Below are 15,331 nucleotides of genomic sequence, written 5' to 3'. Positions count from 1 at the left end.
CACCGATCCTGCGGCAAACGCAACATCCTGTCAGCAGAACGAATCGGACTTTTACTGGCATTTGATTAAATCATGTTTTACTTTCTTGCAATAGGGATCTTACTTCCAGTTAATTTGGAATCAATTCAAACACACCGGCTGCGCCCATTCCTCCGCCAATACACATCGTCACAACACCAAATTGAACATTTCTTCGTTTCATTTCATGAATAAGGGATAGTGTCAATTTTGTTCCTGTACATCCAAGTGGATGCCCAAGTGCAATGGCTCCTCCATTCACATTTACGATATCTTCATTAATTCCTAAAGCACGAATGACCTGAATCGCTTGTGAAGCAAAAGCTTCATTTAATTCAAATAACCCGATATCTGCCAATTCAAGTCCTGCTAATTTCAATGCTTTCGGCACAGCTTCAATCGGACCGATTCCCATTACCTCTGGTGGAACCCCTGCCACAGCAAAAGAACGGAATTTAGCGATGGGTTGTAGCTCAAGTGATTTAGCTTTTTCATGGCCCATAACCAATACAGCAGCAGCACCATCACTCATTTGTGAAGAATTTCCAGCTGTCACAGTGCCTCTAACAGAAAAGGCTGGCCGAAGCGTCGCTAGCACCTCTGCAGTCGTATCTGCTCGGACGCCTTCATCCTTGGAAAATAAAATTGTCTTTTCCTGGAGCTTATAATCTGAATCTACCTTTCGTGAGGTCACTTCAACAGGGATGATTTCATCTGCAAATTTTCCTGCTTCTATCGCTTTGACGGCCTTTTGATGACTGCTAACCGCAAAGGCGTCCTGTTCCTTGCGGCTAATTCCATATTTTTTTGCTACTTCCTCAGCTGTATGGCCCATGCTCATATAATATTCAGGCATATTTTCTGCAATTTTCCGATTCGGACGTACAACATGCCCCATCATTGGCACCAAACTCATTGATTCTGCTCCACCAGCGACAATTGTCTCAGCCTGACCTAACATAATTCTTTCAGCAGCATAAGCAATAGACTGTAAACCCGATGAGCAATAGCGATTAATCGTAATTGCTGGAACAGTCTCAGGTAACCCTGCCAAGGCACCAATATACCGAGCCATATTCATTCCTTGTTCTGCTTCCGGCATTGCACAGCCAATAATCAAATCATCAAGCTCTCCATCATAATCTCCTGCCCGCCTCAACGTTTCCTTTACCACCAGTGCGCCAAGATCATCTGGACGTGTCGAAACCAGTGTCCCCTTTTTGGCTCTTCCAACCGGAGTTCTAGCCCCTGCAACAATCACGGCCTCTTGCATGTTATTCCTCCTCACCCTCTCTGTAAAAGGATGTTCAAAAAGTCCGGTAAAAATGACACTGCGAGATAAAAGATCTTCGACTAAGTATCGACACGTCCTGTGTCGAAAGTCGAAGTCCCCACATCCTGTGCAAGTCCGCTGCTCAAAGCTACGCCGCCTTGAACTTTCGAGGTACAGGATGTACTAGTGTCGGTGTTGCTGACAGTACGTCAGCGTCTTTAACCGAATTGGTCCTTTTTATCCTCCCTTTTGAACACACTCTGTAAAATAGAATACCTCTACGATTATAAGAATCTATTAATTTCTTAACGGCTTTCCTTTCATGAGCATGTATTGCATCCGTTCTTGTGATTTTGGTTCAGAGACAAGTTGGATAAATGCCTCCCGTTCAAGATTTAATAAATATTGTTCATCTACTACTGTTCCGTACGGCAGATTTCCCCCTGCAATCACATAGGCCAGTTTTTTGGCGATTTTCATATCATGCTCTGAAATATATCCGGATAATCTCATCGCTTCTGCGCCTACTAATAAAGCAGCATACCCGGTTTCTCCTGTGACAGGAATTTTCTCAGGTTCAGGTGGTTGATAGCCTTGCTCATATAATGTGATCACCCGTTGTTTGGCGTCCCAAAGCTGATGATCAGCATTTACACTAATTCCATCTGCATGTGTTAAAAAGTTGTTTTCAATCGCTTCTTCTGCGGACGTTGACACCTTTGCCAGTGCGATCGTTTCAAAAACACGATTCGCAACCGCCTGTAAATCCACTTCAACGCCTTCAGGGATGTTTCTTAAAATTTTGAGATATAATTCTTTATTGCCTCCGCCGCCAGGAATCAACCCTACACCTGTTTCTACAAGGCCAATATAGGTTTCCAGCGAAGCTTGAATATGTGCTGCGGGTAAACTCACCTCAGCTCCTCCACCAAGCGTCATACCAAAAGGAGCAATCACAACTGGTCTTTCACTATATTTAATCCGTAACATCGCCTCTTGAAACTTCCGTACAATAAGCTCAACTTCAAATACATCATCATCCTGAGCAGCCATCAATATCATCGCAATATTGGCACCCACACAAAAGTTTTTCCCATGGTTGCCAATGACAAGCCCTTTATAGTTTTTCTCCACTTCATCAATTGCATAGTTGATCATTTGAATAATATCAAAGCCAATCGCATTATTAGGGGATTGGAATTCTAATAACAGGACTTCATCACCAATATCTATTAAGTTGGCTCCACTATTTTTCTTTACGATCCTTCCTTGCTTTTCTAATAAACGTAAATCAATCTGCTTCGGGCTCTTTATAACAGGTTGATATTCCCCATTCCTTCCATAAAAATGCGCGTCATGATAGAAGGCGGTGTGTCCGTTTTCCACCATGGTTTTAACCCAGTCTGGGACAGCGATACCCTCTGCTTCCATCTTTTGTACTGCTTTTTCAACCCCAATCGCATCCCATAATTCAAATGGACCGATTCTCCAACCAAATCCCCATTTCATCGCCTGATCAATCGCGACAAGATCATCGGCAATCTCCCCGACTAACTCGGCGGAAATCGTCAGGACAGGCGCAATAATTTTCCAAAGAAATTGACCTGCTGGGTCATCAGAATACAGCAAGGTTTGTAAACGTCTATCAAGCCCCTTTGCCTGTTTGGCCATCTCCAAGCCAGTTGTTTTTAATTTCCTTCGTGGCTGATATTCAAAGGTTGCTGGATTTAATTCCAAAATATCCTTTCCTTTTTTCCAATAAAATCCTTTACCAGCCTTACTTCCAAGCAAATGTTGTTTTTCCATTTTCTTCATAAATTCCGGGATTGCAAAAACCTGTTTTTCTGCCCCATCAACCTTGTCAAAAACATTCTGTGCGACATGGATAAATGTATCCAGCCCAACAACATCAAGAGTACGGAAAGTGGCACTCTTTGGCCGTCCAAGCAAGGTTCCTGTAATGGAATCCACCTCTCCGATGCTTAAACCAGCAGCCAACATCTCGCGTACAGTTACAAGCAATCCATAGGTACCGATTCGGTTGGCAATAAAATTAGGTGTATCCTTTGCCTCGACGACTCCTTTTCCCAGTACATCTTCCCCGAACCGTTTCATAAAATTCAGTACCTCTTGATTAGTGTGCGTAGTCGGAATCACTTCAAGCAATTTCAAATAACGTGGCGGATTAAAGAAATGAGTGCCTAGAAAATGCGTTTGGAAATCCTTAGATCGCCCTTCTGCCATTGCTTCAACTGAAATGCCAGACGTATTAGAACTTACAATACTCCCTGCTCGTCGGTGTTGATCAATTAATTTTAATACTTGCCTTTTCACTTCCAGTTTTTCAATCACCACTTCAATAATCCAATCAACATCCGTTAACTTTTCGATATCATCTTCCATATTTCCTGGCGTTATCAAAGCCAAGCGTTTCTTATGTGTAAGAGGAGCTGGTTTATCTTTCAATAATCTTTTTAAAGCCATATTGGCTAACTGATTACGGTCACCTGCCTCATCCGGCACAACGTCTAATAATAAAGTCGGAATACCTACATTCGCCAAATGAGCAGCAATTCCTGCTCCCATTACACCTGACCCAATCACAGCCACCTTTTTAATTTGGTCAATCAAAAAACATTCCTCCTTTTTTGAATGAACAATCATTCATTTTTTCGTAAAAAAGTAATACGATGATCCTCGTTGGTATTATCAATATATCGAAATTTGTATCCGCTTGCAATAGAAATAAATTACTGACGGTTTACACCAAATGCCCCACTGCTTTACACTATATTGTTGCACATTCTTGAGTAATGCTGAAATTAAAACCTTGATTGCGCTACTTCAACCTCATATTGCGTATCTTGGGCTCTAATTGTGCGACTTCATTTTCTTATTACGTATCTTCAACCTTTATACATAAATAATCCAAAGGCAAGCCAAACTATATATGTCAAAATAAAGGAGGTAAATGATCATGTTGCAAAATCAACCTATGAACCAACAAAATCAGCAATCCATTATGCCACAGCCACCCCATGTCATTACAACGAAGGACTTTTCTTATATTAATGACATGCTTGCATGGAATTTGCTTGCGATGAAAAAAGCTCATCACGCTGCATCTCAATGTCAAGATCAGAAAATCAAAAACAAATTGGAAGCCTGTGGACAGATGCACCAACAACATTATATGAAAATTTTAGGTCACTTAGAAGAAAAACAACAAAATAATTCCATTACCCAATAAAGATTGAAAGGAGTTCTCTTTATGCAAAATTCAAATCAAAGCCAAAACATGCAACAAATTAAGAATCCAAGTACTGAAGTTCCGAAAACACCGCAAATGAATGAGCGTGATTTTGTCAACGATATTTTAAGTCAGGAGAAATATATGACCAACGCCTATTCTGTTGCCTTAAATGAAGCAAGTCATCAACATCTTTATGACGATTTATTAGCAATTTTTAATGAAACGCAAAATATGCAGCATGATTTGTTTAATCTAATGTTTGAAAAAGGCTGGTATAAGCTGGAAGCGGAACAAACGCAAAAAATTCAGCAGTCCTACCAGCAACATCAAGGGTATACAACTCAATTCCCTTACCAAGGCACTATCCAATAACAGAATAAGCAATTGAACAGACTTCGTAAAGGTCTGTTCTTTTTTACCCAAAATGTTAATTAGACTTTACATATAGTTAACTGTACTTTACAATGAGTGTTAAATCAATTTAACATAAGGAGGAGCAGTATGTGTTCATGCAAAATCGTGTAAAGGAGTTGCGTGCCAGATTTCAGTATTCGCAAACAGATCTAGCCGAGCAAGTCGGGGTGACTCGTCAAACCATTGCCGCGATTGAAAAGGGCGATTATACACCTTCTTTATTATTAGGATTATCAATCTGTAAAATTTTCAACTTGCCAATGGAAGATGTTTTCTGGTTAGAGGAGGAGTGATCCAAATGAAACAGTCTATTTTATTTATGATACTTAGTTTACTCAATCTGTTTCTAACAGGGTGGGTGCTGACCGCTTTGTATGACGCCTATTCTCAATTTGCGGTCATTATAAAAGAAGATCCGGCTTTACCATGGGAAGTTACAATATCTACTTGGCCATTCTTTTTTCTTATTATTTATGCTGTCATTCTAGTATTCTTCTATCGGCATAAAAAGAAACAAAACGAGAATTTATCTTGGCTATTCCCTATGCAGTTTTCAGAAAAAGATGAGCGTGAGCGAGCAATTTCAGGAGAAGCCTTTAGAAAAGCCTATATTGCTACTTGGGTTTCAGCTCCAATAGCAGCTGCTGCACTTGTCTTTTATCCATTATTTGAAGATCAATTTCGCTATTTTCCGATTATCATCATACTACTAATCCCAATGGTGCAGATCGTTACCTATTTCTTTCATATTCGAAAAATCTAGCACCAGATAACTTTCTCATCATTAAAGGAGGTCATAAAGTTGTTTACGAATCAAAACAACCAAATCCGCTCCGGCTGGATCATCCTGATCGGCCTAATCGCGATGTATATTGCCCAAAGTATTTTTTCCATTCCCGGAATGCTATTTTTGGCGGTTACGGAATTCACGAATCAATCTGCGACCATTACCATTGACATAATGTCCGCCCTCGAGAATCGACCATGGATGCTGTTGCTTATCCAAGGTGGAGGCACAATCGGAGGAATCCTAGCAACGATCCTTTTGTGGAAATTCCTTAACAAGAAAACGCTGAAAGAACTTGGGTTTAAACGATCATGGAAAGACTTCGGTTTTGGCCTTTTCCTCGGTGCGATTTCGATTACATTGATTTTTCTTTTCTTACTCGCCATCGGAGAGATCGAGCTGCTGAACTCTTTTTCACAACCGGATTTTAATGTTTTTACTTTTAGTTTTCTCATTATGTTTATTCTGGTCGGATTTTTTGAAGAAATGTTTTTCCGTGGATATGTCATGCAAACGATGGCCTCACGGCAAAATAAAAAATGGCTGATATATCTCGTTTCGGCTGTGGTCTTTAGTGTTGCCCATGGAGCTAATCCAAATGTAAGTATTATTGGCTTGCTCAATATTGTCTTTGTAGGTCTATTATTTGCTTATATGTTTGAACGGACCAATAATTTGTGGCTTCCGATTGGGTATCATATTACGTGGAATTATTTTCAAGGAAGTGTTTTTGGCTTTGCAGTTAGCGGTATTTCCCCACACGGCCTCTACCAAATTGATAGTACAAACGGAAATACGCTTTTAACAGGAGGGGCCTTTGGCCTTGAAGGCGGCTTAATTGCCACAGTTTTCATCTTAATTGGATTTCTTATTACTTGGTTATACACGAAAAATAGAATTGTATAAGCAAAAGGCTGCCTACCTTAGTAGACAGCCTTTCTTACTCCTCATCTTCAGAAGCAAACATATATCGTTTATAATGATATCTTACTGATAACACAATACCGATCACCATCATATTGGCGAGTAATCCACTTCCCCCATAGCTAATAAATGGAAGAGGAATCCCTGTTATTGGCATTAATCCAATCGTCATACCAATATTTTGGAAAACATGGAAAGCGATCATCGCTACAACCCCTGCACAAATATACGAATAAAATGGGTTTTTCGTATCTAACCCCGTTTTCGTAATTTGGTATATTAACAGGAAGAAAAGACTAATCACAATACTCGCACCAATAAAACCGAATTCTTCTCCAATCGTTGTAAAAATAAAATCAGAGTGACTTTCAGGCATGTATACTTCCCCTTTAAAAAATCCTTTACCTGACGTCATTCCTGAACCAATTGATTGCAAGGCGTTCACAAGCTGATAACCTTCATCTGTTCGAAAATTATATGGATCTAACCAGGAATAAATTCGCTTATATTGATGCGGCTCCAAAATCCCTTGTAAAAGCTCATGATAATAGACTGCAATATAGAGGAGAGCACTGCCAACAACCCCACAAACGGCGAACAAAGGAACTAAAATCTTCCACGTAATCCCTGACACTAAAATAACCGCCAATAAAATCGCCACAAAGACAAGTGCTGTACCAAGATCTGGTTGTTTCAGGATTAATAATGCGGGAACTCCTGCAACAACGCTCAATTTTACTAGTAGCCAAAAATCCGATTTGAGGGATTTATGAACAAATTTTACCTGGTGACCAGACGTTACTTTTGCCAGAGCCATAATTAAAAAGATTTTCATAAATTCAGCTGGCTGGATTAATCCCGCGCCTGGGATCGCATACCAACTACGGGCCCCGTTTCGTTCTGGGGCTAAAAAGAACTTCTTCGGAAAATTCAAGGCATCAATCGCCAATAGACCAAATAAGGAAAGTGCACAGAGCCCATAGGCATACCAAGATATCTTTTTCAACTGATCGGAATCAAGGCGCATCATAACATAGGCGGCAATCGCTCCAATTACATACCATTTAATTTGCCCAGTAACAAAATTGTTGACATACTGTCCAGTTTTTTGCGCGCTATAAATCGTAATTAAACTTACTAAAGCCATAAGCATTAATGTTAAAATTATACCGTAATCTATTTTAGGAATTGCTTTTTTAGATGATGTCATAATCTCTTCCTCTTTTTTTAAGTTCAGAACTCCATCTTACCATTATACTGAAAATGTAGCGATTAAAAAAGGAACAAATTATGGACTTTTTATTTCTAGGCCTAGATAATTGAAATATAGTGTCCAACATCCGTACAATATAAGAAGATGTTCAAAAAGTCCGGTAAAAATGACACTTCGAATTTCTTCGTTGGCTTGCCTTTCCGCTGCTCAAGACTACGCCGCCTCGAACTTTCGACGTACAGGATGTACTAGTGTCGGTGTTGTTGACAGGACGTCAGCGTAGTCGCCGACTTGGTCCTTTTTATCCTCCTTTTTGAACACGCAGTATAAGAAATGGCGATTCCCCAATTTAGGTGAATCACAATTGATACAAAACTAACCAAATGGAGGGTTCCGAATGGAAGACATACAAAGTCAAGAAAAGTTTGAGCAAGTGATTTCAGGTGAAAAGCCAGCCATCATTAAATTTGAAGCTGACTGGTGTCCAGATTGTAAACGGCTAGATATGTTTATTGGCGATATTATAGAAGAAAATCAACAATTTACATGGTACCAAATCGATCGTGATCAATTCCCTGAGCTTGCCGATCAATACCAAGTCATGGGCATACCAAGTCTACTTATTTTCCAAAATGGCGAGAAACAAGCCCATCTTCACAGTGCTAATGCAAAAACCCCTGAAGACGTTATAGCATTTTTAGAAAAAAATAAATAAAAGCTATCTCTATACAGTTTAAGTAGTTCGAGTGAAATCTTCATATTACAATTATCAGGCTCCGGATATCCTTCCGAAGCCTTTTTTCGTTTGATCCCCAAAAAATTGGGTACATTATGTAGAAAGACAAAAGAAAGGAGCTTTCTTATGCTTTGGACAATTATAGGTCTTCTAATTATCCTCTGGGTTCTGGGATTAGTCACAAAGATTGGCGGCGCTCTTATTCATATTCTACTCGTGCTAGCCGTCATCGTATTTATCGTCAACCTTTTTAGGGGACGAACTCGCTAGCTGCTGGGGAAGGTCCCGGATTTTACTCCGGCCTTCCTTTTTCTTTTTCCTTTCCTCAAGATCCTACCTCCTCTATTTCCTTTCTAAAAAACAGTATATTTATATAATATTAAAATGGATGAAAATACAAAATATTACATTATTACAGACTATTTTTCGACATGTTTTTTAATAATCCATCCCCATCATTCCTTTACCACTTTAAAGTTATAATGCTTTTCATCACTGATATTAAATAAAGCATCTTCTTCCAATCGTAACTTTTGTGAAATAAAAAAAGTTATTGTAATACAATCTATTCTATTATAAAATACATAGTAATAAAGTTATAAAAAGGGCTTTTTGATATATTTCTTGGTATTCAGACATTCATTATGAATTGTCTGAATTTATAGATTTACAAAAAGTAAATAATAATATATTTGAAGGTGTGTATGAGATGAATATGCTCGAAGTAAAAAACCTGAAGACCGGGTTTGATATAGATGGAAAGATCTACAATGCTGTAGATGATGTCTCATTCTCTGTAAAACCTCGACAAGTCGTTGGTGTTGTTGGTGAATCAGGTTGTGGGAAAAGTGTCATGTCCCTTTCCGTTATGAATTTACTACCAAAAGGAATCGGAAAAATTACAAATGGAGAGATTCTCTTTGATGGAAAAAATATTGCTGGCTTATCCGATAATCAAATGAATAAGATTAGAGGAAAAGACATTAGTATGATTTTCCAAGAGCCCATGACATCCTTAAATCCAGTCTTTACGATTGGATATCAAATAAAAGAAATATTATTAAATCATCAAGATATATCTAAAAATGAAGCAAAAATGAAATCTGTCGAATTATTAAAAAAAGTTGGTATTCCACGAGCTGAAACAGTTGTTGATGAATATCCCCATCAACTTTCAGGCGGAATGCGTCAAAGAGTGATGATTGCGATCGCCATTGCCTGTCAACCGAAGCTATTGATCGCCGATGAGCCAACAACCGCTCTTGATGTAACCGTACAAGCGCAAATTCTTGACTTGCTTAGCAGCATCCAAGAAGAGACAAATATGTCGATCATTTTAATCACCCATGATTTAGGTGTTGTATCTGAAATGTGTGATGAAGTGATTGTCATGTACGCCGGAAAAATCGTCGAACGAACAAATGTCGATCGTTTATTCTATAACCCTCAGCATCCATATACAAAGTTATTGATGGCAGCTATCCCGAGAATTGAAGAAGAAGTCGAGGAGCTTGCAACCATTAAAGGCATTGTTCCTTCTTTAAAAAATATGCCGCAAGTGGGCTGTCGGTTTGTTGACAGATGTCCATTTGCTAAACCAGATTGTAAGACGATCTCCCCTCAACTTGGAGAGGTGGAGCCAGGACATGAAGTTTCTTGCTTATTATATGAAAGTAGCTATCCAAAAGAGAGTGTGAGGTAATCCTATGAGCCATACATCAAACAAGCAAGATCAGAAGAATTTATTAGAAGTGCAAAATTTGAAAACCTACTATCCCATTAAGGGTGGTTTTTTAAGAAAAACAATTGGAAATGTCAAAGCAGTAGATAATGTTTCTTTTACAATCCGAAATGGTGAAACATTAGGATTAGTTGGTGAATCTGGCTGTGGAAAATCCACTACAGGTCGTACCATCCTAAGACTTTTAAGTCCAACTGATGGAAGCATTCTATTTAATGGTCAAGACATCACATCTTTAAAAGGTAAATCACTAAGAGAAATACGCAAAGATATTCAAATGGTGTTTCAGGACCCTTATGCAACATTGAACCCTATGCAAATGGTTGGAAATGTTGTCTCAGAACCGATTATGAACTTTACGAATAAATCGCAAAAAGCTTTAAAAAATGAAGTGTTAGAATTATTGAACAAAGTGGGACTTCCAGAAGATGCTTATTATAAATATGCCCATGAATTTTCCGGTGGACAAAGACAACGGATTGGTATCGCCAGGGCCCTAGCTCTCAGACCAAAATTAATTATTGCTGACGAGCCAGTATCAGCACTTGATGTATCCGTGCAATCCCAAGTGTTGAACCTTTTGAAAGAGCTGCAGGATGAATTTGATTTAACGTTTTTATTTATTGCTCATGACCTAAGCGTTGTAAAACATATGAGTGATCGAATCGGTGTCATGTACCTAGGAACCATGGCAGAGATTGGTGAAAAGGATAGTATCTATGCTGAACCACTACATCCTTATACACAAGCTTTAATTTCAGCCATTCCTTCCCCTGATCCAAGGGAGAAAAAAGAACGGATTGTTTTGCAAGGAGATGTGCCTAGTCCGGCCAACCCTCCTAAAGGCTGCCCATTTCACCCAAGATGTCCAAAAGCATTTGCGGAATGCGCCTTAACTAAACCTCAATTAAAGGAGGTGAAGCCAGGGCATAAAGTAGCCTGCCATTTATATAATTAATATGCTTATTATTGATAAAAGAGAATAACGGAGGGGAATCTCATGAGAAAATCAGTATTATGGTCTTTAGTCGTTCTGCTGACCATGTCACTGTTTTTAGCGGCATGTGGCGGCAATTCAGATGGCGAAAAAGAAGAAACAAATAAGGATAGCAATAATAATGAACAAGCAGGAGATAGTTCTGAACCTAAAGAAGGCGGCATCGTGACGTTTGGTACATCTCAAGCGCCAGAAGGTGTGTATGATCCAGCTTTCTCTGGAAGTATTGTTGATAGCCATGTTCAAGGTTTTATGACAGAGAGTATTTACACTGTCAATGATGATCTAGTATATGAACCAAATCTAGCGAAATGGGAAATTAGCGATGATGCAAAAACTTATACATTCACCTTTGAAAAAGGCGTAAAATGGCATAATGGTGAAGAATTAAAGGCTGATGACTGGATTTTTGCATTGGAGACTTTAGCAGATCCAGATTACACAGGACCACGTTACAATTATGTTTCTGATATAAAAGGGGCTAGTGCGAAAAAAGAAGGAAAAGCTGATTCAATCGAAGGAATTGAACAAGTAGACGATTATACGGTGAAAATTACTTTTGAGGAAGCAAAAGCAAATAATCTAGAGAATCTTTGGTCCAATCCAATGCCAAAGAAACATTATGAAGGCATTGCTGTTGCTGACTTGGAAGAGTCCAAAGAAGTTCGTGAAGAGCCTGTTGGCTTAGGACCATTTAAAGTTAAAAAGGTTGTTGATGGCGAGTATTCCGAATTAGAGCGTTATGATGATTATTGGCAAGGCAAGCCGCTACTTGATGGTGTTATTGTCAAGATCATTGATCCATCATTAGCAAGTGGGTCATTTGAAAACGGCGAAATCGATATTATGGATATTACTCCTCAAGACGTAGCTGAACTTTCTAATCTAGATAATGTTCGTGTCGAAGAAACCAAAGGTGTTGGCTATTCTTATATTGGTCTTCGTTTCGGTCATCGTGATCAAGAAACACATAAGAATATTGCTGACTTCGATAAATTCAATTCAAAAGAATTACGTCAAGCTTTATTACATGCAATTGACCGTCCAGCGATGATTAAAGCATTTCTTGAAGATAAGGCTGAAGTCGCCAATACTGTTATCCCAACTGTATTCTGGACAGCAGCAGATGAAGCCGAATTAAATCAATATGAATTTGATCAAGATAAAGCAAAACAACTTTTAGATGATGCTGGCTATAAAGATGTAGATGGTGATGGGTTTGTAGAAGATCCAGATGGCGAGGAATTTAAGATTTCATTTGGTCATTATGCAGGATCCGCAGCATTTGAAGGCCGTTCACAAGCAATTGTACAAGCATGGAATGATATCGGTGTAAAAACGGAACTTGCAACAGGTTCGCTAATTGAGTTTAACTTATATAACGATATGAAAGACAACGATGATGATGCCCTAGAAGCATTCTTTGGTTCTTGGAGTATGGGGTCTGACCCTGATCCAGCCGGATTATGGGGAAATGACGCTGAATGGAATTATGGTCGTTGGGTTGATGAAGAGAACCAAAACCTATTGAATGAGGCTTTAGGTGAAAAAGCCGCTGGCGATCAAGATTACCGTAAGCAAGTGTATGTTGATTGGCAAAAACATTTCAATGAAGAACTACCAGCTCTTCCACTATGGGAAAATTTAGACCTATATGGCGTTAACGAGCGCCTACAAGGTGTCCATATAAATGCTGTCGGTTTCCAAACAGATATTCATAAGTGGTATGTTACAGACTAAACATTCATGTAGATGATTCATCGCTTTTTCTATCCAACTAAAAGTCGTTGAAAAAACAATTCTTCCTACTTATCTGGGACCCTTTATATAGGTGGCCCTAGATAAGTAGGTAAATTTTATTATTGATAAGGAGAAGTCACATGCTTCAATACTCATTACGCAGAATACTTGGCATGATCCCATTATTGCTCCTTATTTCGTTTGTAGTGTTCGCCTTGGCATTAATGATGCCTGGAGATCCATTTGCTGGCGAAATTGATCCTTCAAATACAAATCCACAATATATTGAAGAAATGAGAGAAAAATTAGGGTATAATGATCCAATTTACGTACAATACGGAAGATGGATCTCTAATTTTGTCCAAGGAGATTTCGGGAAATCCACTGTCTATAAAAAACCTGTAGCAGATCTGATTGCGCAGCGAATACCAAATACATTATTTTTGACAGTTACTTCATTAGTCATTACGTATATTTTTGCTTTTGCAATGGGATTATTCGCCGGAAGAAAGCCATATACACTAGGAGATAATGCGATTAGCACATATAATTATTTAGGGTTAGCCGTGCCTTCTTTTGTCGCTGGGATTGTCTCAATTTACTTTTTCTCCTTTAAATTAGGATGGTTTCCATCCAGTGGTTCAGTCTCGATTGGCTTAGACAAGGGAACTTTGAGTTACTATTTGAGTAGACTGCAGCACGTTTTATTACCTGCAGCTGTTTTAGGTTTAATGGGAACAGCCTCCTATACACAATTTTTACGAAACGACATTATTGAAAATAGTCGAAAAGATTATGTCAGAACAGCAAGAGCCAAAGGAACAAAAGAATCAAAAATTTACAATCAGCATATTTTGCGTAATTCAATTATTCCACTTGTTACATTTTTAGGATTTGATATTGCCACATTAATTGGTGGCGCCGTTATAACGGAAACTATTTTTACTTATCCAGGAATTGGGCAACTCTTTTTAGAATCTGTTGAAAGAAGAGATTATGCCGTCGTTATGTCGATCACAATGTTACTTTCATTCTTAACACTTCTTGGAAATTTAATCGCTGACCTACTTTACGGTATCGTTGATCCGCGGATTAGGCTAGATTGAGGAGGGGAAACGTATGGAAATGATTACTGATAACAAAATTACAAAACCGCAAAAAAGCCCCTCTCCATGGATGATTGCGAGAAGAAAGTTCGTTAAAAATAAATTAGCGATGACGAGTTTCATTTTTGTTGTTCTCGTTATCCTGCTTTCTATATTTGCACCTTTATTAACAAATGAAGATATCGCTCGTGTTGATTTTATGAAAATCAGTCAGCCGCCATCTAGTGAGCATTGGTTAGGAACTGATACCAATGGACGTGATGTATTTGCACGTATACTTTACGCTGGGCGATCTTCTTTAACCATCGGCTTTGCTAGCATGTTTCTGATTATATTAACAGGAACGATTGTTGGGGCGATTGCAGGGTATTTCGGTGGCGCACTAGAGACTATCTTAATGCGTTTTACTGACTTTGTCCTAACCTTTCCTTTTTTAATCTTTGTAATTGTATTAAATGCTATCCTTGTAGGGAAGATCTCAGGGATTTGGACACTAATCCTCGTTATCTCCGCTTTGAGCTGGGGAGGAGTGGCCCGGCTTGTCCGGAGCCGAGTTTTAGCTGAAAAGGAAAATGAATATGTATTAGCAGCTGAGTCGATCGGCGGGAAGCCATCGAAAGTGATTATCAAACATTTGCTGCCGAATGTCGCTTCCACTATCATTGTCCAAGCTACCTTGTTAATGGCTTCTACGATTGTCATCGAATCAGCTTTAAGCTTCTTAGGCTTAGGGGTTCCACCAGATACACCGAGCTGGGGGAATATGTTATTTGAAGCACGAAATTCTGATGTACTTAAGAATAAACTCTGGATGTGGGTCCCACCTGCAACGATGATTACCTTAGTTATTTTATCGATTAACTTTATCGGAGAAGGGCTAAAGGATGCCTTAAATCCAAAATCCAGAAGATAAAAAGATGACCGTGAGATCCTCACGGTCATCTTTTTAAGGTTTAAATTTTGTGCTGGATCCAGCTCCAGCGCCCAGCGACTAGCAAACTTTCGGTGCCTTCCTACGATAAGTCAACATCCATTCGCTTTTCAAGCTCATGGTGTTTCCTTTATCTCAGGGCTACAGGATGTAGGTCAGAACAGCGTTGCGACGTACAGGATGTACTAGTGCAGAAAA

The 15,331-nt window shown here is 39.1% G+C and carries 15 protein-coding genes; 12 read left to right on the top strand and 3 right to left on the bottom strand.

Annotated elements, in window-relative coordinates; translation table 11 throughout:
- Positions 1 to 109: 109 nt before the first annotated feature.
- Both KI375_RS06865 and KI375_RS06860 read right to left on the bottom strand, forming a co-directional pair.
- On the bottom strand, positions 110 to 1,291 hold the full coding sequence (locus tag KI375_RS06865; protein WP_212972750.1) for an acetyl-CoA C-acetyltransferase: 1,182 nt from the start codon (positions 1,289 to 1,291) through the stop codon (positions 110 to 112).
- A 297-nt stretch (positions 1,292 to 1,588) separates the two neighbouring features.
- Complete coding sequence (locus tag KI375_RS06860; protein ID WP_212972749.1) at positions 1,589 to 3,922, bottom strand: 3-hydroxyacyl-CoA dehydrogenase/enoyl-CoA hydratase family protein; 2,334 nt, start codon at positions 3,920 to 3,922, stop codon at positions 1,589 to 1,591.
- 346 nt (positions 3,923 to 4,268) lie between these two features.
- On the opposite strand from KI375_RS06860, the gene KI375_RS06855 reads away from it, so the two are divergent.
- The 5 genes from KI375_RS06855 (at position 4,269) to KI375_RS06835 (ending at position 6,651) form a co-directional block, all read left to right on the top strand.
- A complete protein-coding gene (locus KI375_RS06855; protein WP_244852365.1) occupies positions 4,269 to 4,541 on the top strand; it encodes a hypothetical protein in 273 nt (90 codons plus the stop codon).
- 21 nt (positions 4,542 to 4,562) lie between these two features.
- Positions 4,563 to 4,916 (top strand): spore coat protein, encoded by a 354-nt coding sequence (locus KI375_RS06850; RefSeq protein WP_212972748.1) that lies wholly within the window; start codon positions 4,563 to 4,565, stop codon positions 4,914 to 4,916.
- Between the two features lie 137 nt (positions 4,917 to 5,053).
- A complete protein-coding gene (locus tag KI375_RS06845) occupies positions 5,054 to 5,251 on the top strand; it encodes a helix-turn-helix transcriptional regulator (RefSeq protein WP_212972808.1) in 198 nt (65 codons plus the stop codon).
- Between the two features lie 5 nt (positions 5,252 to 5,256).
- Positions 5,257 to 5,721: a hypothetical protein gene (locus tag KI375_RS06840; protein WP_212972747.1), complete on the top strand. Its 465-nt coding sequence runs from the start codon at positions 5,257 to 5,259 to the stop codon at positions 5,719 to 5,721.
- Positions 5,722 to 5,760: 39 nt separating this feature from the next.
- Positions 5,761 to 6,651, top strand: a complete 891-nt coding sequence (locus tag KI375_RS06835; RefSeq protein ID WP_212972746.1) for a CPBP family intramembrane glutamic endopeptidase — start codon at positions 5,761 to 5,763, stop codon at positions 6,649 to 6,651.
- A 34-nt stretch (positions 6,652 to 6,685) separates the two neighbouring features.
- Here KI375_RS06835 and KI375_RS06830 read toward each other — a convergent pair whose 3' ends face one another.
- Positions 6,686 to 7,879, bottom strand: a complete 1,194-nt coding sequence (locus KI375_RS06830) for an FtsW/RodA/SpoVE family cell cycle protein (protein WP_212972745.1) — start codon at positions 7,877 to 7,879, stop codon at positions 6,686 to 6,688.
- A gap of 400 nt (positions 7,880 to 8,279) precedes the next feature.
- Here KI375_RS06830 and KI375_RS06825 point away from each other — a divergent pair, with 400 nt between their 5' ends.
- The 7 genes from KI375_RS06825 to opp4C all read left to right on the top strand — a co-directional run bounded on the left by KI375_RS06825 (position 8,280) and on the right by opp4C (position 15,115).
- Entirely contained in the window at positions 8,280 to 8,597 is a 318-nt protein-coding gene (locus tag KI375_RS06825; RefSeq protein WP_212972744.1) for a thioredoxin family protein, read from the top strand.
- Between the two features lie 147 nt (positions 8,598 to 8,744).
- Positions 8,745 to 8,888, top strand: a complete 144-nt coding sequence (locus KI375_RS06820; RefSeq protein ID WP_207447693.1) for a lmo0937 family membrane protein — start codon at positions 8,745 to 8,747, stop codon at positions 8,886 to 8,888.
- Between the two features lie 439 nt (positions 8,889 to 9,327).
- The gene (locus KI375_RS06815) at positions 9,328 to 10,320 is read left to right on the top strand and encodes an ABC transporter ATP-binding protein (protein WP_212972743.1); all 993 of its coding nucleotides are present in this window, start codon (positions 9,328 to 9,330) and stop codon (positions 10,318 to 10,320) included.
- Positions 10,321 to 10,324: 4 nt separating this feature from the next.
- A complete protein-coding gene (locus KI375_RS06810; protein ID WP_207447697.1) occupies positions 10,325 to 11,317 on the top strand; it encodes an ABC transporter ATP-binding protein in 993 nt (330 codons plus the stop codon).
- Between the two features lie 42 nt (positions 11,318 to 11,359).
- The gene (gene opp4A / locus KI375_RS06805; RefSeq protein WP_212972742.1) at positions 11,360 to 13,096 is read left to right on the top strand and encodes an oligopeptide ABC transporter substrate-binding protein; all 1,737 of its coding nucleotides are present in this window, start codon (positions 11,360 to 11,362) and stop codon (positions 13,094 to 13,096) included.
- A gap of 140 nt (positions 13,097 to 13,236) precedes the next feature.
- Positions 13,237 to 14,202, top strand: coding sequence for an oligopeptide ABC transporter permease (opp4B, locus tag KI375_RS06800; RefSeq protein ID WP_207447702.1), 966 nt, complete (start codon positions 13,237 to 13,239; stop codon positions 14,200 to 14,202).
- Positions 14,203 to 14,215: 13 nt separating this feature from the next.
- Positions 14,216 to 15,115 carry an oligopeptide ABC transporter permease gene (gene opp4C, locus KI375_RS06795; protein ID WP_207447704.1) on the top strand — a complete coding sequence of 300 codons (900 nt, stop codon included), beginning with the start codon at positions 14,216 to 14,218 and terminating at the stop codon, positions 15,113 to 15,115.
- Positions 15,116 to 15,331 lie beyond the last annotated feature (216 nt).

The organism is Bacillus sp. J14TS2 (assembly GCF_018333015.1).
In the GTDB taxonomy this organism is placed as follows: Bacteria; Bacillota; Bacilli; order Bacillales; family Bacillaceae_C; genus Lederbergia.
Note: the sequence above shows the minus strand (reverse complement) of the source record. Positions and strands in the feature narration are given on the sequence as shown.